Origin of the sequence: Clostridium akagii DSM 12554, from assembly GCF_000686725.1 — a bacterium.
Taxonomy (GTDB): Bacteria; Bacillota; Clostridia; order Clostridiales; family Clostridiaceae; genus Clostridium_I; species Clostridium_I akagii.
The window spans coordinates 298,687-317,926 of the sequence record NZ_KK366007.1 but is presented as its reverse complement, the minus strand read 5'-3'; the positions used below and the strand labels follow the sequence as shown (position 1 = coordinate 317,926).

The window sequence follows — 19,240 nt, the reverse complement described above, 5'->3', positions numbered from 1 at the left end:
ACTTGACTACCAATTTTTTTTTACTCCATTTATATTGTGTGCTATAGCTTCTAGATTTATTTTTACATAGGTTCTTAAATATTTTTCCATATACTAAATTAGCCTTCTTTCCTTTTCTCTATGGTTCTATAATTATATGTTTTTATACTATTTTCTCTAATGATGTTATTTTTATATTTTCTTTTTCTAAGGCCTTACTTATTGTTTTTACAAATTCCAATGCTTTTATTCCATCTCCATGTACACATATGGAATCCGCTTTAATTGCTATGTCGATTCCATTTATAGTCCTAACTTTATTTTCACTTACCATCCTAATTACTCTTTTAATTGCCATTTCTTCATCTGTAATAACTGCACCATATTTAGTTCTCGCCACTAAAGTTCCATCATCATTATAAGCTCTATCTGCAAAAACTTCACTGGCTACTTTTAACCTAGTGCATATTGCAGCCTCAATCATTTTACTTCCGGATAATCCAAGTAAAATTAAATTTGGATCAACTTCATATATTCCTTCGCAAATAGCTAATGCTAAATTCAAATCTTTTGCTGCCATATTATAAAGTGCTCCATGGAGTTTTACATGATTCATTTTTATTCCATGAGCTAAGCAAAAAGAGTTTAACGCCCCTATTTGATATTGAACAATGACTTTAGCCTCTTTAGCTGAAATGTCCATTTTTCTTCTTCCAAATCCAACTAAATCCGCAAGGCCCGGATGTGCTCCAACAGAAACATTATATTGTTTTGCTAATTTAACTGTATTATCCATAACTACTGGATCGGAAGCATGAAAACCACAAGCAATATTTGCAGAAGAAATGTATGGAATCACTTTTTCATCTGACCCGATTTTATAACTCCCAAAACTTTCGCCTAAATCACAATTCAAATCTACCTTGTGCATAATATCTCCTTTAGGGGAAGTATGACGCAAAATAGACTGACATACTTCCTTGTTATTTTTCCAATGCCTAATACTTTAAATCTATATTTTTTACATCTGTTATTAGCATATGCCCTGGAGAATGAGTAATAACTATTTTAGGCTTAACATTCATAACAACTGCTTGTGGTGTAACTCCACAAGGCCAAAATACAGGAATTTCATTGTTTTTTATAGTAACACGATCTCCAAAGTCAGGTTTATTTATATCTGTAATTCCAATAATTGCTGGATCTCCTATATGAATTGGTGCGCCATGTACCTTAGGCATTTCTCCACTTATTAAAACTGATTTAACTATATTGTCATAGGCAATAGGCCTCATGCTCACAACCATTTTCCCATTAAATATTCCGGCTGGAGTACAATCAATATTAGTAATAAACATAGGCACATTACAATTTTCCTCAATGTGTCTTATGGGAATATCAGCCTGAATAAGCTCTGATTCAAAAGAAAAACTACATCCAATTAAAAAACTTACAAAGTCATCCCTCCATAAATTTTCAATATTAGTATATTCCCCAGTTAAAACTCCATCTTCATAAACTCTATATTTAGGTATATCTTTAGTTATATCAATATCTTCACCTAAATATTTGAGTTTTTTATCTCCAACATCACTAACTTCAAGCACTGGGCAGGATTTAGGATTCCTTTGAGTAAATAATAAAAAGTCATAAGCTAATTCCCTAGGTAAAATCACTAGATTAGCTTGTGCATACCCAGGACACATTCCTGCTGTTGGAGTTGTAATCCTCTCTTCACGTATTAGTTTACGAGCAGCATAAGGCCTCATCTTTGAATAGTCCATATTTTATCACCCCTATATTTCCTACTCTATTCTCTGCTGCATAGTCATATCAGCAGTTTAAATTATCCTTTTTAATTCTTGTAGTTCATTATTTTTAACTTCTTGATTTTCATAAAACCCAAGTTCAATTACTTTTTCAAACCAGGTTGCACAGGTTGTTTCCAGTTTAAGAGCCGACGCTATACATTCCCTCATCAAATTAACTATTGAGCTATTCATTGATAAGCTACATCCGTCTATGGCTGGAATCAAATCCCCATACATATCTATCATGCCACTTCTAGATGCTGTAATTATAACTTCTTCTTCCATTTCTTTTGTATGCATTATATTTAAATCTTTTTTCAAATAAGATAATGCTGCTATAAGTCCATAACATCCCCAGTCTGAAACAGTTGCGGTTATAATATTATCAGCCTTTACATTTGCAAGTATTCCTCCATCACAGCCGCAGCAGCAACTCCCTTTAGCTGCGTATGGAACATATGCTTCCAAATGTTCATTTATAGTTCCCATACCAAGTTCATTTCCAAGATCCCCTATGGCTATATTTAAAACACCTTTTTCTTTTAATTTACTAAATAAAACATCCTGTTTCGCCTCAAGTTCACTTACATCTAGTCCAACAGCATTATGATAAACGCCAAGAGAATTAGCTCCTGGGCATTCTATACTTATAACTGCACTTGGAAGTTCTTCTGCAATTAGTTCATCCGCTTGTTTACTCGCCCATCTTATGTCTTTTGTAAATGTTATAGCTGCTAAAGATAAAGGATACTCTTTTAAACTTTTTATACTATCCTGGAAATGAAGTCCAACTACATAGGCTAAATTTTTTATTGCTATAATATTTTCCTCAGGACATATTATCACAGGTTTCACATTAAAGCCCTTTACTAATGCTCTTGCTAAAAGCATTGTGCTTACAATTCCGTCCATTTCTGCTTTTTTAAATGGAAGTAGCACAAAGCCTGTCATTATATAAACTAAATCTCCTTCTTTTAATGTGCTTATTAATTTTTTAGCACTATTCATTGTTAAAGGTTCTTTAGTGTAGTCTCTTGCCGCACTATATAAAATTCTACAAACTCCATAGCCTCTTGGGTCCAAATTCATTAAATTATCTAAATTTTCCCCTATATTTAAAATTGTTAATTCTTCTTGATTCATAAGCTTTCCTCCTCATTACTAATACTGCCCAAATAACAATTTATACTATTTAATTTGTCTCTTCTAAAAATTCATTCAGTAAGGCCTCTTGCAATTTTTTAACAATCTCAGTTGCTTTTCCACCTACTTGTTTACCATCTATTTCAGATGTAGCCATACAAAATTGTCCTGAACTTGTAACTATAACTTCATCTGCCTCCATTAATTCTTTTAAATTAAAAGCCGTTTCATTCACCGGAATCTCAAATTTTTTACACATTTTTATAATATGTGCTCTTGCTATACCTGGTAAAATCAGATTATCCGCTGGTGCTGTTTTGAAAATTCCATCTTTTATAATGGATACATTGCTATGAGCGCATTCAGTTACTCTATCACCTCTATGGAAAACTGCTTCTTGACAACCCATCTCTTCAGTCTTTTGTGCTGCCATGACACTTGGTAATAAATTCAAAGTTTTTATATTACAATGAAGAAATCTTGTATCCTCTAAAGTAATCAATTTTAATTTTTGTGACATATCCTTTATCTTTAATGGCTTTAATATAATCCATATATTTGCCTTTATATCTTCTGATGGGAAAGCATGATTACGCATACCTGTTCCTCTTGTAACCTGCCAATATACAAATTGATCCCCTGAGTCAACCTTTTGGACCATTTCCTTTAGCAATTCTTTTAACTCAGCCTTTGTACATGGAATCTTGATTTTTAATAACCCTGCGCTGTTAAAAAATCTATCTATATGTTCATCTAATGCAAATATAATATGATTTCTACTATAAGTAGCATCATAAACTCCATCACCAAAATAACATACACGATCATTCATTGGTATTTTCATATTGTTTATCAAATCGTACTCTCCATTGTAATATCCCAAATTTTCCATTTAACTTTTCCTCCTATACAATTAAGAAACTAATACTTATTAATATATAATTTTATGTTAATAATATAAATATACTGTTTTTTTTAATGATTCATTAAATATCTATAGTTATATACTATATTATTAATTATTATTTTTCAATGTTTTACAAAACATATGTATAATTTCTTGTTTATCATAGTTTGCGCAGTATTTTTTACTGTTTTTCATTATTTATCGCGTAAAATTTTCATTTTGATAAATTACCATAGATTAATTCATCAATTGTATTACATAATTCCTATATATATTATCTCTTCACATCTTCTAAAATATAATAGGTTTTTGTTCTAGATACACCCTCTAAACTTTTTATTTCACGATGAATTTTTTCTAGATCTTCTGCTGATTTGCAAAGTATCTTAAGCATAAAATCAAAATCACCTGTTAGATAGTAGCAAAAAACTATATTGTTATTATCTTTAATCGCCTTAGTAAATGATTCATTAAACTTTGGATGATCAAGACTAACTTCCATTAAAGCACTTGTATCATTTCCAAGTTTAGTTTCATCTAATACTATTGTATAATTTTTTATTGTTCCGTTTACTTCCATTTTACGAATACGTTCAAGTACTGCTGAAACTGACAAATGAATTTCTTTGCTTATTGCCGATGCTTTACTCCTAGCATTAGATTTTAAACACTCCAATATTCTATAATCCATATTATCCATAGTTAATCACTCCAATTTAAAAATATCCACCATATAACATTACATATAAAAATAACTAGCCACTATGCTAGTATATCTGCTTGTAATAATCAGGTGCATTGAATAAATCTCCACAAACCTTTTACTTTCTCATTCCAAATTTATACCATAATTATACCATAAGAAGTTTATAACAATAATATCAAAATATTAGTTTGATACTCTTAATGAAATTTTGTTTGAATTATATATTATTTAAATATTTGATTAGATAAATACAAAAAAATACTGCATCAGGCTAAATACCCTATGCAGCATTTTTATTATAAAACTACCTTTTCTAAATCCATTATTGCATTATAAATCATTTGTCTTGTTATTTTATAAGGAACATGTTTTATATCTCCTGTTTCCATGGCTTTATCAAGTACTTTATCAAGATCCTTTTCCTCAACTTCAATATCAGCTAGACAAGTTGGAAGTCCAATACTTTTATTGAAAGCAAAAACTCTATCACGTTCTTTATATTGCTTATCACAGGTAAGCATAACCAAAACACCATAAGAAACCACTTCTCCATGCAAATGATTTTTTTCTATGTTTTCTAGGGTAGTACATCCATAATATACAGAATGTGCAAGGCAACTATTGTAATCATTTATTACAAAAACTGATACAAGCCCTGTGGTGATTATTATATTAAGAATTACTTGTTCTAGTTCACGTGTTACCTTATGTATTTTAACATCTTCGTAGGCTTTTCTGCCATACCTGAGAATTGGTTCTACGCAGTTACGGCTTATATCTACACCTAAAAGATTAGTATGGTCAAGTTCATCATCTCTTGAAGAAAATGTACATTCATATTCTTTCGATAATGCGTCGCCTATGCCTGCCCAAATAAAATCACTTGGTGCTTCTGATATTATTTTAGTATTAATAAAACAATGGGTTGCCGGTTTTTTAGGAAAATATAACTCTTTAAATACATGATCTGCATCATAAATCACTGTGGTTACTGTTATTGCAGCACAATTTGAAGCTATTGTTGGAAATACAAATAATGCTTGCCCTGTTTCATCACACATGGTTTTGCTTGTATCAACGCTCCTTCCACCTCCAACAGCAAATATCATATCAGCATTTGCAACTATTGGATTCTTTTTAAGCATCTCTACATTTTCATAGCTGGAGTCCCCACCAAACCACACAAAATCTAGTATCTCTATATTAGAATCATTAACCCCTTCTAAAAGTGCCTCTTTAGCTTTTGCCATGGCTGTTTTTCCACCAACTACTACTGCTTTCTTTCCATAACCTTTACAAATTTCAGGAATTTTTTTATAAACATCCTCTCCTATACTATAACTTGGTAAAAATACACTGTAATCACTCATTTTTTTGCCCCCTAATTATTTTTTGTAAAATAAAAAGACTCTGCCTCTATTAACTAGAGACAAAGTCTAAAACTCTGCGGTACCACACTATTTGTCACTTAAAAAGTGACCTCTCAAAAATATCTCAAGGAAATCCTCTTCAATATTTGGCAATATAACGGTTGCTACCGGTCTTGCTTACACAATAATTAAATCTTCAGCAAAAACTACTCGTGAGTGATTTTCAATTTCTTCGCAAATCTTATCTCCCACCAAATGATAAGTTCTCTTACTAAATGCTATAAAATTTACTTTTCTCTATCAACGTATTTATTGATTAACTTGTTCACAATTATATGTCTAATTTTGTATACTGTCAAGGCGTTTATTAACTATAATCTATATTCTTCTTCTCTTGCTTTCTCAAGTGTCTCTAAAAATATTTCAGATGATTGTGCACCAGACACCGTATATTTATTATTAATTACAAAGTAAGGAACACCACTGATTCGAAGTTTTGAAGCAATTTCTTCATCCTTTCTTACTTCTTCACCATACTGATCTGATTCCAAAATACTTAATGCTTTAAGGCTATTAATTCCAACTTCACCGGCAAGACTAGCTAACACTTTATGATCAGATATATTTAAAGAATCTACAAAATAAGCCTTTAAAATTCTTTCTGATAACTCATTCATCTTTCCTTCTGTTTTTGCATATTGTGCTAATCTGTGAGCATCAAAACTATTTGTTGGCATTATATTATCAAAATTATAGTTAAGTCCTATAGATTGAGCCTCCGCTGTTATTTGATTATTGGATGCTTTAGCTTGTTCTACTGATATACCATATTTTTTGGCTATAATCTCATTAATATTTTCATCAAATTTCTTTTCAGATGACGGATCTAGTTCAAAGCTTCTGAAAACTAATTCAACCTCGTCCCTATGTTCAAATTTTTCTAATGCAATTTCTAATTTCCTTTTACCCATATAACAAAATGGACAAACAAAATCAAACCAAACTTCTATTTTCATTACTATTCCTCCCCATTTCAATATTTAATGATTATATTATTTCGTACGTGAACGAATTTATTACCTATAAAAAAAATGCTCCTATGGCATTTTTTTTATACTTTTTAAAACTTTATCAAAGTTTTGTTCGAAAATTTCTTTCTCTTTCCTATCAAAATCCTTTAACATCAAATCTAATATCTCAGCTTCTATACTGGCAATTTTCTGTTTTATATACATCGCTTCTGGTGTTAAACTTATATATACGCTTCGCTTATCTTCGGCGCAAATACATTTTTTTACTAATCCTTTGTTTTCATACTTATTTATAATATCAGACAAAGACGATTTAGATATTTCCCAAATATTTGATATTTCGTTAAAAAGCAAGGCACTTCCTTCTTCAGGAAGTATACAAAATAAAGGAATATGATTCTTTAATATTGGTAATCCTTCTTCCTTTATCCTTTTTTCAATATATTTATTAGAAATAGAGTTAATTTCATTTATCTTATCTAATATACAGTTTTTTGTCATTTATTCACCTCGTTCGTTCGAGTATGAATTAATATTAACTCTTAGAGCTTCTTTTGTCAATCCTTACTATTATTTTCTTATCCATTTTGAGATTTATTCTTTTATTTTTATTAATATAGCCAAAAGTGATAATTATCATGTCTTAATAATTATCCATGATAATTACCAGTTCTTGATGAAACTGCAACATAAGGTACTTCTTTACCGTTTATTACAACGTATACTTGGTATAAATCATTACCCAAATATTCGTATCTAGAGATTTTTTTTCCATATGAAGCATAGTAAGTTTTTTCAAATAACTCTTTCCAATTGCTAGGTACAGGTGCATTAAAAGTTATATATTTGGCAAAGTTCTCTACGTTGTTAGCTTGCCCCCCACTGGCAATATATTTTTTATAAAGATTTTCCATATCAACTTGATTTAGGAATGCTGGGTTCCAATTAAAACTCTCTGCCGATGATTTATTTCCTTGACCATTAAGAATATAATCTTTAACTTTTGCTGCAATATCTTCATAGTTAGTGGTAGAATCTTGGCTTGGTATTTTATTACTTACTGATGTACTATTATTTGTAGTAGTACTATTTTGCTTAGCCACATTTCCTTGGTCTTTAGGTGTATTTATTATATTTGCACTAGATGTATTTGCCACATTGTTAGTGGAAGATTCATTTGAGTTAGTTGTATTGGTCTTATTTGTACTATTAGCATTGTCATTACCACTCAGGGTATTTACTTTACTTGAGCAACCCACCATAAATACTAGACACAACGCTACAATAGTCCCTGTAATTGATTTTTTATTAAATAATGAAATCATAATTATTCTCCTTTACTGTATTTATTGGAAAATCCAAGCGTACCAATGTACAAATTAGGTTTTGAAAGTATTTGAAGCATATCAATAATAGTTTCACCATATTCTCTAACTTCCTTGGAATTTAATATTTTAATAGCCGTAACATCGCAAGCCAGTTCACAATCCTGCTTAAACTGATAAAGTGAATAAACAATTAATGGACTATTATATACCGTTGCTAAAATTTTTGCTGTATATTCCGTAATGCTGTCACCATATAACTCAAAAGGTATTTCACCCTAAATCTTTTCTTAAATTATATCATTCTTAATTATTATTTACCATTTAATTTACCATTTAATTTACTAATAATCCCCTCGTGTAGATATTAGTTCTACAACAATTTCATAGCTTCATAACTTCCGTTCCTGAGATAGTTTTTGCTGCTGATATGAAATGATTGAACTTAGTCTAAAAAAATGTTATGATATCAATGTTAAACTCAGTAAAATGTCTTTAATACGAAAATTTAAATGTAAAATTGCAATTGATGAGAGAATACATTGAAGAGCTTATTTTTATAGGCTCTTTTTTAGTGATAAAGAGAGGTAATAAAAAATGATAAAAGTTGATAACTTGTCCTACTCATTTCCCCAAAAGGAACTATATAATAACATTTCATTTACATTAGAAGATGGTGAGCATTGTGCTTTTATAGGCACAAATGGTAGCGGAAAAAGCACACTGATAGATATAATTATGGATCCAGAAAAATATATGTTTGATGGTAAATTAGAGATGTCCCCAAACTGTAGAATTGGGTATGTAAGTCAGTTCTCACAACTAGACGAAAGAAAAGAAATTACAGTTTTCGAATATATAGGTGATGAATTTATTAAACTCCAAAATAAAATGACACGTATTTGTACTGAAATGGAAACATCTTCGGATATTGATACTTTACTAGAGGCGTATCAACAAACTCTAGATGCATTTAATGCAATTAATGGGGATGATTTCGAAAACATTATTGATAAAAAGTTAAGTCTTACAAACTTGATTAAGTATAAAAATCTAATGATATCTGAACTCAGTGGTGGGGAATTCAAGCTTATTCAAGTAATTAAGGAAATGCTAAATAGTCCAGACCTCATTATTATGGATGAACCCGATGTGTTTTTAGACTTTGGAAACCTTAATTCGCTTAGAGATCTAATTAATTCATGCAAAGGAACAATGTTAATTATTACGCACAACAGATATTTGTTGAATCATTGTTTTAACAAAATCCTACATCTTGAAAATCTTGAACTCCAAGAATTTGATGGAAACTATATTGATTATAACTTTTCATTGCTCCAAACTAAAATTGAGTTACAAGAACTAGCCGCTGCTGATAATGAAGAACTTGAGAGAAACCAAATTTTAGTAGATAGACTAAGATTTCTTGCAACTGATCATAATGAAGCCTATAGAGGGAGAGCTCTAAATGCTAGAGTTAAAATTCAAGAAAGATTAGAAAAACGTAAAATCAAAACTCCATTTGTAGATATTAAACAACCTAATATAAGTTTTGCTAGCGATAAGAAAATGGATGAATCCATTGCTTTAAAAGTTAGTGATTACAGTGCTCGCTTTGATGATGTACTTCTAGAAAATGTTAGCTTTGAGATTAAATCAACTGATAAAGTAGCTCTTGTTGGTTTAAATGGTACTGGGAAAACAACTTTACTCACAGAAATTTTCGAAAATACAAATGATTGTATTGAGATAAATGAAAACATTGAAGTAGCTTATTTATCTCAACTTCAGGGCAAAACACTAAATGAATCTAATACAGTACTTGAAGAGTTCTTCGAAGCTGGCTTTAAAACTTATGAAGATATTAAATTGCATATTGCTAGCTATGGTTTTGAAGAAGACATCATTAATCAAAAGATAACTTCTTTATCTGGTGGAGAAAAAAATATGCTTCAATTGGCTAAAGTTTCTGCTAGTAAGACAAATATGCTACTTCTTGATGAGCCCACAAGTCATTTGGACACTTATTCACAAATAGCACTGGAAAAAGCCATAGAGAACTATAAAGGTGCTATTCTAATGATTTCTCATGATTTCTATACTATAGTAAACTGTATGGATTATGTTTTAATCATTGAAGACAAAACAATTAGAAAAACCAGTATGCGAAAGTTCAGAAAGATGATTTATGCTAATCATTTTGACAAAGACTATTTAGAAATTGAACAAAAGAAAAAATTAGTTGAAACCAAAATAGAGTTAGCGTTAAAGGATACTGATTTTACCCTTGCAAAAGATTTATCTAATGAGTTAGAAGAGCTGATTAAGTTATTGTAGCAAGATGCTTGCTGGGAACGTACGTAGATTTATGTAAATCAAATCTACGTACGTTCTTTTTATGTATATGTAGCAACACAGTAGATTTAGTAGGTAAAAATTGCTTGATCCAACGATTGCTTGGTGATATAATTCAGCAATTTCTAGAATCAGAAATGGAAGAACATTTAGGAAGATCTATCCACATATTTTAATTTTCCTCCGGAAATTAGAAAGATAATATATACAAACAATACACTTGAAAGATTCAATTGACAGCTACATATCTCCATTATTAGTAATTTCTAATTAAATTTCTTGTCTTATTTTTAAATTTAATGGATTGTGTCAAAACTATATCCATTTTCCCTAAGATACTATATAACTTCTGGTAGGGCTTGTACAGTATTTTTCTTTGGTCCTGCATTATGCATTAAAACTACTACTGAATCAGATGATGCCGAGGCAGTATTTACTTTTAAATTATTCATTAGTACTGGAACTGCTGGATTGCTACCTTCTGCATCTCCTGTTTCATCATTCCAGTCTACATATGTGTATCCCGCTTTTACCACTGCATCTCTATATGGAACTAATCTATTTCCATGTCCCAAATAGCCACCTGGAAATCTCATAAGCTTTGAGCTATATTGATCGCCTAATATGGATTTCAACACTTGATTACATCTTTGCACATCATCAAGAAAGTTTTCTGCTCCTTCGTTATAACTAATTGAATGACTATATGTATGATTTCCAACCACATTTCCTTCATTTACTTCTCTCTTAACAAGGTCTACGTTCTTTTCCGCACTTTTACCAATTAGAAAAAATGTTGCTTTTATACCATTTTGATTTAATATTTGTAATATAGATGCAGTATTCTCAGATGGACCATCATCAAACGTTAAATATGCAATTTTTCATATTGATAAATTATAACAAAATACCAAGTCCTCAAAGACTTGGCATTTCCCATTTTATTCGGCTTATGATGTGATTCGAGCACATAACCTACTGATTATGAATGTGGAGTTTTACCTTGTGTAGCTTTTACTATATTCCAGTAAAACTTTGTGTACCAATACATTGACAGTATTATCTTGAATTATATCTTCATAGAATTGGTACTATTTTTTATTTGCATTCTTAAATGCACCTTATAGAATTCCAAGGTTCACTAATTTTACTCCACTTGTATTAAAAATCTTTCCATCATCTTGGATAAGCTTATACTCATACTCAGTAGTACTTCCTCCATTTGTAAGTTTTCCTTTTAAATATACATCTACTTTAACTGGAAGACCATCTTCATTAAGATAGATAACATGCATTTCATCGTTTATGTCACCAGATGATACTTTCTTTAATTTTTTGCCATCCGATGTGGTATATGTTCCTGCATCTTTCCAAACTGATGAATCAGCATATAATGCTTTAATACCAGCAAAAGATCGGTTTTTCTGTATGTCTTGTATTTCAGAATCTGCTTCTTTTTGTGTTATTTGATATTCATTACCTTTTACTGCATTACCGTTATCATCTCTTGTTATATTTACAACATGTTTTCCTTCATTATAGGTACTACTATATTTGACAATATTAGCTTTAGCTTGTTTAGTTTTAGCAATCTGAGCATCAGTTTCCTTAAATTGACTATCATTAACCCAAACATTATTTATATCATCTCTAAAATCAAAAGTATTTGGATTCACCCAAGTCTCTTCAATAGACTTAGATCCATCTTTGGAGATTTCGGTCCTTTTTGAATATTCTATGACTCCCTGAGTTGTCTCTCCGCTAACTTTAGCTGCTGCACTATTTTGTACCTGCTGTTTTGACCCTGCCAATGATATTTGTGTACCTTTGTTTGAATCACTTGTTTGATGAACATTGGTTGCTGAATAAGATGTAACAGAAGTGGCCATTACTGCAACCAGTGCAGCTCCTAGAATTGTTTTTTTCATAATAATAATCTCCTTTATAAATATTATTTTGGATTAATCTTATAAGATTTATTCCATAATTTTATTATAGACCTAAGATATTTCAAATTTAATGATAGTTATCTCAGACTTGTAAACAAAATGTATAAGTTTTGTTTTTTTATTACTCTATCACATATCCCTAAAGGAACTGCTTAAGAATTAAAAAACAAAGCTGATTTAATCAATTTAATTAATTTTATAGATTTGATATAACATACTCTTTTTTTATGGAACTATCTGCTAAAATTGAGGACATATGTACAGTTAATATAGAATCTTCACTTATATTATCTGAATTAATCAGTACATTGTTCATAAATTTACCAATACTATGCACAGTTTCGCCTTTATTTGAAATAAGTATTGGTGGTCTAAAATAATGAAAAATCTTTTTTAATAAATTATATATTAAGCCATTTCCAGAGTTCTTAGAACATCCAAAATTATCAATATAACCAAAATTAAGCAAACTTACTTTAATGTCCTTATTTGTTTTAAATGTATTGTTATAGCCTATATATTGATTTTTAGATACTTTATAGGTTCTAATTATTTGTGCATAATAATTGAAAATTTTTTTATATCCTGAATTTTTTCCACTATATCCATAAATTAAATTTCCTACTCTGATACAATTTGTAAAATCAGCGGCTTTATATAAATCATGGTTTAAGAATGCATTTGAGTTTAAACAATGAATATTAGGTATATCATTTATAAAAGGTAAAGTTATACTTTTGAAATAATCTATTTGTTTTAGGGTATATTTTATATCTTTATCATTATGTAAATGAGTATAAATACCATCTATAATAATATTTTTATATTGTGATTTAATTTCTTGTATTAGATCATAAAGCTTGTTTGGTTGTACCCCAAAACGATTCATTCCAGTATTAACATAAATTTGAATTCTACATTTAGTATCTTTGCTAATTTTATGTAAGCACTCTTCGCTATCAATTGTAATTATTATATTTTTTTTCATTTCATTTATATATTTAAAATTATACAATGGTGTTAGAATTATAATATCCTTATTGCTTTGGATCTTTAATGCTTCCTCCATAGTTGAAACTGCAAATGTTTCTACTTTATCGCTTAGAAATCTAGTTATTTCCTCAATTCCAAGACCATATGCATTACCTTTAACTACAGCAATTATTTTTTTACAAGTATTTTTTTTAATTAAATTTACATTATACTCTAATTTATCTAAATTTATTTCACACCAAAAATCTTTCAACAGTATCACTCTCCGTTCATATTTGATTAGAAATTTTTTAACTAATTATAAGTTTATAGGTATTGACTAGTACTTTAAATTGCTACTAATAACAAACAATTGCAGTATTAACATCGATATTATCATATATTGTTTTTGCTAAACTAGGTGGCGAATTTATACAACCATGAGAACCGTTTGTTAAGTATATATTTCCACCAAACTTATTTCTCCAAGTTGCAGGATGTATACCAATACCACCATTAAATGGCATGAATTCAGCTACAGGAACACTGTACCCCTCTCCTATTAATGTAGCATCTTTTTCTTTGTATTTTAATCTATAAACACCAGTTGGTGTTCCGTCATTTATGCTTACATTACCTGTAACAACGTCTCCTTGGACAACAAGAGATCCATTTTTATAGAACCATAAATGCTGTCTTGCAATATTAATTTCCACATAGGTATTCCCGATATCATTAACATTATGAGATGCTGCAGTTTGGCTATACTTTGGTTGCTTCGTTATTACTTGTCCGTTTTTTATAGCTACAATTAAATCATTGACTTCTACTGTGGGGTTAACTAACCATCCATAATCACCGCCACTGACTTTAACCGTTGTTCCAAGGGATGTGACAAAATCTCTTTGCTTGCCAAATGTATTGTAATTATTATCAAGTTCTTCTATATAATTTTGCATTTTGTTTTGATCGAATATAATTTCAAGGTTTTTGTTAACATCAATCCAGTTGTGTATTGTTGAACCATCTAAAACTTCTTTACCTCCAGTAAAGGTATAAGTTATTTTTGAAGCTGTATATTTATCCAGTAATATTTTAGTAGCAAGAACTTCTTTGGATTTTGAAGTATATTTTGGATTTATGTAATAATTTTCCTTCTCAAGATCTATTGATGTTTCTCCCTTGAGAATTGCACTTACTACCTTTGTATACAAAAGTTTGCTATTTATTTTATTGCCTATAACTTCATTTACTATCAAATAACCTGTATCTGCGTATTTAAAGCTAGCATTTTTAGGTTGAATTATTTTTTTACTATCAAAACAAGAAAGCTTATCAAAATGTTCTTTTAATAATTTTTCATCATAAGTCACTATTCCATCCATTTCATAATCTTTTGTACTAAAAATAGCAAAAATCCATGCAAATGAATTCTGACTGTCTTTTAAAACTTGAATTTTGCTCTTTGTTTTATATTTCAAAGAAATATCAGTACCCTTAATCTGTTCTTTCACACCATTTCGTTCTTTAAATTCCAGTGTATATGTTTGGGATTTCATTGATATTTCTTTGTCCACTTGATCTACAGTTTTACCTGAAACATTAATGCCATTAATTACAGAACCATAATAAAAATGGTTGCTAAAAAATAGTAATATACCTAAATATACAGCAAAAAAAATAGCGAAAAAAATTATACTAACTTTCACAGTTTTTTTGTGTATTATTGATTGTATTTCCATGAGGAACCTCCTTTAATTAACTAGATACATTATAATTAAATTATAATACAAGGTTATTTCAATCATTATAGTAGTTATTTCTAACTTGTAAATTATATATCTCTATTTTTTTAAATAAAAAAAAGCCATGTCTACTAGCATAGCTTACATTTCTGTATAATACTTATTGAAAATTGGTTTTTCAGTGTACTGTTCCTTTTTTATGTATCTAAAATACTAACTGCTTTTAAATGAAATCCTATATATTAATGTATTACCACGGATATTGTTACCTTCTTGTTTCTCTTTCTGCATTTCAATAGTCGACACATTCTGAGTAACAAAGTATAACATTTGACTATCCCTTGACCATCTAAGATTAATTATATCTTTTAAATCTTTATAAATTACTACATCGTTTATTATTTTATCATTGTTTAAGTAAGCTACATGAATTTCAGTTTTGCCATCATTGGTTAATGCACCATAAACTATTTTTTTACCACTGGGAGATATGTCCACATTGAAAAATTTATTATATACACTAATTTTCTTATAAGACTTATTTTTAATGTCATATAAATATAATCCATAATCATTATTTATTGCCGAACATGCTATTACAATATTTTTATCATTTAAAGCAATTATAGGCCCTGGCATTATAAGTTTGATCAATTTCCCAGTTCTTATATCTACCATAATCACATTATTATTATAGCTTAAACAAGCTCTTTCACCGTCTTCAGATATTTTTAAAATCAAATTTTCCTTAAAAAGCAATTTTACATCTTCTGGTAGCTTAAATAAGTTTTTTCTCTCATTAGTTCTTATATTCTGGACGAATAGGTAATTATCTATTCCTACAAATCCACTGTTATCAGGAAGCCAAGCTGAGGTAGCCACACCACCAAAAGTTTTGAGCAGTTTTTTCGCTGAAACATCATATATACTAGTCTTATTTAATTTAATATTGTTATTCTTATAAGAAGTCAATATCATTTTACCATCCATAGATATGTGTATCTTACTACCATTAGTAGGATTTTCATCATTGGACTTATAAGTTAATAATTTTTTTCTTATATCATATATACTAGTTTTAACATAAGATGTGTTATCATTCTTATCTAGACTCGTAAATGCAATTGTATTAATGTCTAAAAAATCGTAATCTATAAAAATATATGGTATGATTAATTTCGTAATCTTGTCTACAACGATATGATTCTCTTCATTATTTGAAGTTTTTACATTAAAAAGGCTTCTATCTAGTGTTGTTGTAATGGAATTCTTATTTCCATATGAATATAAATTACTAAAAATAAAAAATCCTATAATAAAACCACTTAATATAATAACCAATCCTATAAAACTTGCAATTTTTATGGTTTTAAATTTTTTCATAAAACATCACCTTCAAATCGTAAAATAACTTCAGTACCCTCTTTTAACTTGCTTTTAATTTCTATATTGCCGTTGTGTTTTTCAACTATTCCTTTTACAATGCTCATTCCAAGCCCAGAACTGCCCCTTTCGCTAGAAACATTTTTAGATATTCTATAGAATGGATCAAATATCTTATCAATAAATTCCTCTGAAATTCCCTCTCCTATATCTTTAATTATTATGAAAATATATTTTTCTTCTTTATAAGCTTTTACATTTATTGTTGAATTCACATTTCCATATTTAATAGAATTGTCAATAAGGTTAATCAATACTTCCTTTAACCTATTTCTATCCGCCTTTAAAAAGAGCTCATCTTTTACAAAATATTCTATACCAATGTTATATTTTCGTCCTTTTATCTTCATTTCATCGCAAGTTTCTTTGATTAATTCACTTATATTTACATTCTTAAAATCATAATTAAAATTTTTAGTAGAAGCTTTTGAAAGTTCTAGTAGCTCTATTACCAAATTATTTAATCTATTACTTTCACTTATAATGCATTTAAGCCCTTTCCTGTTAAACTCATCATCTTTAAGACCGAAGTCCTCAATGCCTTGAGCATAACCCATTATTGTAGTGATTGGAGTTTTAAGTTCATGGGTTACATTATCAAAAAAAAGTTTGTTTTGTTTTTGTACTTCATCTATTGTATCTCTATCATTCTTAATTTTTTCTATCATCATCTTGAATCTAGAACTTAAATATCCGATTTCATCCTTTGAAGTAATATCTATATCAATATTAAAGTTACCCTTAGACACTTCATCAGAGGCCTGGGTAAGTTTTTTAATTGGTTTTGTTATTTGTCTTGCAAAAATAAATGAGGCAATAAAAATAACAACAAATATTAAAGTAGCAAATAGATTAATAATATTTTTGAATTTTTCATTAAAACCATATAAGCTAGAATAATCCTTATTGTATTTAATAATTCCAATTTTAGCATTTGATTCTTCTATAGGATAAGATAAACTTACAGTAACTTTACCGTCTACGAAATTTGTACTATATGAAATCTCACCATTAATGGCTTTTTCCAAGTCATCTGATTTCTTAATTGTTGCTGCTATCTCTGAGCTATGGGAAAGTTTTTTTCCATTTAAATCATAAATGTCTACGGTATTTCCCATTTGAGTACTTAATTGATTAGATATATCCTCTGCCTCAGAACTAATTGAAGTTTTAGTTGCCTCTAAATTATTGAATAAAAAATATTGTTTTAGATATATGTCAATATTTCTTTTTGCCACAATCATATCATTTTTTACAATATTCTTAGTGTTTTGATTTGTGATATTATATGAGATGAAGGCAATTGAAGAAAGTCCTATAAATATTATAATTGAAAAATATACGATAATTTTTTGTTGTATTGAATATTTCATTATTTACACCTTCTCATACAAGCTTGTATCCAACACCGAATACTGTTTCTATAATTGATGAATTTTTATCTTCCTGCATCTTTTTTCTAATACGCTGAATATGTATATCTACAGTTCTAGAATCACCTATAAAATCAATTCCCCAAACCTTATCTAAAAGCACTTCTCTTGAAATGACATTTCCACGGTTCTCCGCCAAATATACTAATAGATCATATTCCTTATTTGTAAACTCTATTTTTCTAGCATTTTTAAATACCTCATGTTTTTCTATATATATTTCTATTTCTTTATCAAGTTTTATCACTTTTACCTCATTATCTGTTATTGATACAGAAGTAAGCTCTATTCTTCTAAATATAGTTTTTATTCTTACAATTACTTCTCTCATGTTAAAAGGTTTTGTAATATAGTCATCTGCACCAAGCTCCATACCAAGTATTTTATCAACAGTATCGGATTTTGCGGTCATCATTATAATCGGTATAATATAGCTAGCTGATATCTTTTTACACACTTCAAACCCACTTATATCCGGAAGCATTAAGTCAAGTAATATAAGATCCGGTAAAAATTCTCCTACAACCCGCAGGCCTTCTTCTCCACAATTAGCCACTTTTGTTCTATATCCCTCATTATCAAGATAATGAGAAACAAGATCAGATATATTTTCTTCATCTTCAATGATAAGTATCTTTCTATTACGCAATAGTCTCCCCCTTTATTTTTCATACTAATTATATTAATCCTTAGTTTTGTACAGTATAATAAATAAATCAATATTCTAAATAGCATATTGATTTATTATACCACCAAATTATTTCAAACTATGATATAGTTATTTCCAACTTGTAACATAATTATTGATTTAACGTATCTGATTTTGACGAAAATTCATTCCTTACAGGTTTACAAAAATGGCTCCACTTGCCTTGCTCCCTGAGTAAATTCACCAAAAAAATTTCACAACTTGATATTGACACTACAGATATAATCATCTATACTGATTATATTAATCAAAGATTATATATCGTCGTGACTATATGTTTGAAAGTAGGTGTTACATTGTTTAGTATTTTTAATAGTATGGGTTTTTTATTTGGTAAAGTCACTGAACAGATGATAGAGAAC

The 19,240-nt window shown here is 29.3% G+C and carries 18 protein-coding genes and 1 other annotated feature; of the genes, 1 reads left to right on the top strand and 17 read right to left on the bottom strand.

Annotated features, from left to right (window positions below):
• Positions 1–142 precede the first annotated feature (142 nt).
• The 10 genes from BR66_RS0117025 to BR66_RS26870 all read right to left on the bottom strand — a co-directional run bounded on the left by BR66_RS0117025 (position 143) and on the right by BR66_RS26870 (position 8,496).
• Positions 143–910: a LamB/YcsF family protein gene (locus tag BR66_RS0117025; protein WP_026883975.1), complete on the bottom strand. Its 768-nt coding sequence runs from the start codon at positions 908–910 to the stop codon at positions 143–145.
• Between the two features lie 67 nt (positions 911–977).
• A complete protein-coding gene (locus BR66_RS0117020) occupies positions 978–1,763 on the bottom strand; it encodes a putative hydro-lyase (protein WP_026883974.1) in 786 nt (261 codons plus the stop codon).
• A 57-nt stretch (positions 1,764–1,820) separates the two neighbouring features.
• Entirely contained in the window at positions 1,821–2,933 is a 1,113-nt protein-coding gene (locus tag BR66_RS0117015) for a DUF4392 domain-containing protein (protein WP_026883973.1), read from the bottom strand.
• 49 nt (positions 2,934–2,982) lie between these two features.
• Positions 2,983–3,825: a D-amino acid aminotransferase gene (locus tag BR66_RS0117010; RefSeq protein WP_026883972.1), complete on the bottom strand. Its 843-nt coding sequence runs from the start codon at positions 3,823–3,825 to the stop codon at positions 2,983–2,985.
• 289 nt (positions 3,826–4,114) lie between these two features.
• On the bottom strand, positions 4,115–4,540 hold the full coding sequence (locus BR66_RS0117005) for an Lrp/AsnC family transcriptional regulator (RefSeq protein WP_026883971.1): 426 nt from the start codon (positions 4,538–4,540) through the stop codon (positions 4,115–4,117).
• A gap of 302 nt (positions 4,541–4,842) precedes the next feature.
• Complete coding sequence (locus BR66_RS0117000; protein ID WP_026883970.1) at positions 4,843–5,916, bottom strand: iron-containing alcohol dehydrogenase family protein; 1,074 nt, start codon at positions 5,914–5,916, stop codon at positions 4,843–4,845.
• 52 nt (positions 5,917–5,968) lie between these two features.
• Positions 5,969–6,229, bottom strand: a binding site (T-box leader).
• Between the two features lie 58 nt (positions 6,230–6,287).
• Positions 6,288–6,932, bottom strand: a complete 645-nt coding sequence (locus BR66_RS0116995; protein WP_026883969.1) for a DsbA family oxidoreductase — start codon at positions 6,930–6,932, stop codon at positions 6,288–6,290.
• 81 nt (positions 6,933–7,013) lie between these two features.
• On the bottom strand, positions 7,014–7,448 hold the full coding sequence (locus BR66_RS0116990) for a MarR family winged helix-turn-helix transcriptional regulator (protein ID WP_026883968.1): 435 nt from the start codon (positions 7,446–7,448) through the stop codon (positions 7,014–7,016).
• Positions 7,449–7,597: 149 nt separating this feature from the next.
• A complete protein-coding gene (locus BR66_RS0116985; RefSeq protein ID WP_051624284.1) occupies positions 7,598–8,272 on the bottom strand; it encodes a hypothetical protein in 675 nt (224 codons plus the stop codon).
• Positions 8,273–8,274: 2 nt separating this feature from the next.
• Positions 8,275–8,496, bottom strand: a complete 222-nt coding sequence (locus BR66_RS26870; RefSeq protein ID WP_423219389.1) for a M56 family metallopeptidase — start codon at positions 8,494–8,496, stop codon at positions 8,275–8,277.
• A 373-nt stretch (positions 8,497–8,869) separates the two neighbouring features.
• On the opposite strand from BR66_RS26870, the gene BR66_RS0116980 reads away from it, so the two are divergent.
• Entirely contained in the window at positions 8,870–10,609 is a 1,740-nt protein-coding gene (locus tag BR66_RS0116980) for an ABC-F family ATP-binding cassette domain-containing protein (RefSeq protein ID WP_026883966.1), read from the top strand.
• 356 nt (positions 10,610–10,965) lie between these two features.
• Here BR66_RS0116980 and BR66_RS24165 read toward each other — a convergent pair whose 3' ends face one another.
• From BR66_RS24165 to BR66_RS0116945, 7 genes are all read right to left on the bottom strand, one after another.
• On the bottom strand, positions 10,966–11,508 hold the full coding sequence (locus tag BR66_RS24165) for a polysaccharide deacetylase family protein (RefSeq protein WP_084156546.1): 543 nt from the start codon (positions 11,506–11,508) through the stop codon (positions 10,966–10,968).
• Positions 11,509–11,748: 240 nt separating this feature from the next.
• The gene (locus tag BR66_RS0116970) at positions 11,749–12,555 is read right to left on the bottom strand and encodes a hypothetical protein (RefSeq protein WP_026883965.1); all 807 of its coding nucleotides are present in this window, start codon (positions 12,553–12,555) and stop codon (positions 11,749–11,751) included.
• A 217-nt stretch (positions 12,556–12,772) separates the two neighbouring features.
• Complete coding sequence (locus tag BR66_RS0116965; RefSeq protein ID WP_026883964.1) at positions 12,773–13,822, bottom strand: alanine racemase; 1,050 nt, start codon at positions 13,820–13,822, stop codon at positions 12,773–12,775.
• 85 nt (positions 13,823–13,907) lie between these two features.
• Positions 13,908–15,290 carry a L,D-transpeptidase family protein gene (locus tag BR66_RS0116960; protein ID WP_026883963.1) on the bottom strand — a complete coding sequence of 461 codons (1,383 nt, stop codon included), beginning with the start codon at positions 15,288–15,290 and terminating at the stop codon, positions 13,908–13,910.
• 216 nt (positions 15,291–15,506) lie between these two features.
• On the bottom strand, positions 15,507–16,676 hold the full coding sequence (locus tag BR66_RS0116955; protein ID WP_026883962.1) for a WD40 repeat domain-containing protein: 1,170 nt from the start codon (positions 16,674–16,676) through the stop codon (positions 15,507–15,509).
• On the bottom strand, positions 16,673–18,109 hold the full coding sequence (locus BR66_RS0116950) for a sensor histidine kinase (protein ID WP_026883961.1): 1,437 nt from the start codon (positions 18,107–18,109) through the stop codon (positions 16,673–16,675). Before BR66_RS0116950 ends, BR66_RS0116955 begins: the two co-directional genes overlap by 4 nt.
• Before the next feature lie 13 nt (positions 18,110–18,122).
• Positions 18,123–18,818: a response regulator transcription factor gene (locus BR66_RS0116945; RefSeq protein ID WP_026883960.1), complete on the bottom strand. Its 696-nt coding sequence runs from the start codon at positions 18,816–18,818 to the stop codon at positions 18,123–18,125.
• Positions 18,819–19,240 lie beyond the last annotated feature (422 nt).

What these genes read in the sequence shown, in the direction of transcription:
- BR66_RS0116990 (WP_026883968.1), bottom strand. Translation starts at nt 7,448, where the DNA reads ATGACAAAAAACTGTATATTAGATAAGATAAATGAAATTAACTCTATT.
- BR66_RS0117010 (WP_026883972.1), bottom strand. Translation starts at nt 3,825, where the DNA reads ATGGAAAATTTGGGATATTACAATGGAGAGTACGATTTGATAAACAAT.
- BR66_RS0116985 (WP_051624284.1), bottom strand. Translation starts at nt 8,272, where the DNA reads ATGATTTCATTATTTAATAAAAAATCAATTACAGGGACTATTGTAGCG.
- BR66_RS0117025 (WP_026883975.1), bottom strand. Translation starts at nt 910, where the DNA reads ATGCACAAGGTAGATTTGAATTGTGATTTAGGCGAAAGTTTTGGGAGT.
- BR66_RS0116960 (WP_026883963.1), bottom strand. Translation starts at nt 15,290, where the DNA reads ATGGAAATACAATCAATAATACACAAAAAAACTGTGAAAGTTAGTATA.
- BR66_RS0116955 (WP_026883962.1), bottom strand. Translation starts at nt 16,676, where the DNA reads ATGAAAAAATTTAAAACCATAAAAATTGCAAGTTTTATAGGATTGGTT.
- BR66_RS0116970 (WP_026883965.1), bottom strand. Translation starts at nt 12,555, where the DNA reads ATGAAAAAAACAATTCTAGGAGCTGCACTGGTTGCAGTAATGGCCACT.
- BR66_RS0117005 (WP_026883971.1), bottom strand. Translation starts at nt 4,540, where the DNA reads ATGGATAATATGGATTATAGAATATTGGAGTGTTTAAAATCTAATGCT.
- BR66_RS0117015 (WP_026883973.1), bottom strand. Translation starts at nt 2,933, where the DNA reads ATGAATCAAGAAGAATTAACAATTTTAAATATAGGGGAAAATTTAGAT.
- BR66_RS0117000 (WP_026883970.1), bottom strand. Translation starts at nt 5,916, where the DNA reads ATGAGTGATTACAGTGTATTTTTACCAAGTTATAGTATAGGAGAGGAT.
- BR66_RS0117020 (WP_026883974.1), bottom strand. Translation starts at nt 1,763, where the DNA reads ATGGACTATTCAAAGATGAGGCCTTATGCTGCTCGTAAACTAATACGT.
- BR66_RS0116980 (WP_026883966.1), top strand. Translation starts at nt 8,870, where the DNA reads ATGATAAAAGTTGATAACTTGTCCTACTCATTTCCCCAAAAGGAACTA.
- BR66_RS0116995 (WP_026883969.1), bottom strand. Translation starts at nt 6,932, where the DNA reads ATGAAAATAGAAGTTTGGTTTGATTTTGTTTGTCCATTTTGTTATATG.
- BR66_RS0116950 (WP_026883961.1), bottom strand. Translation starts at nt 18,109, where the DNA reads ATGAAATATTCAATACAACAAAAAATTATCGTATATTTTTCAATTATA.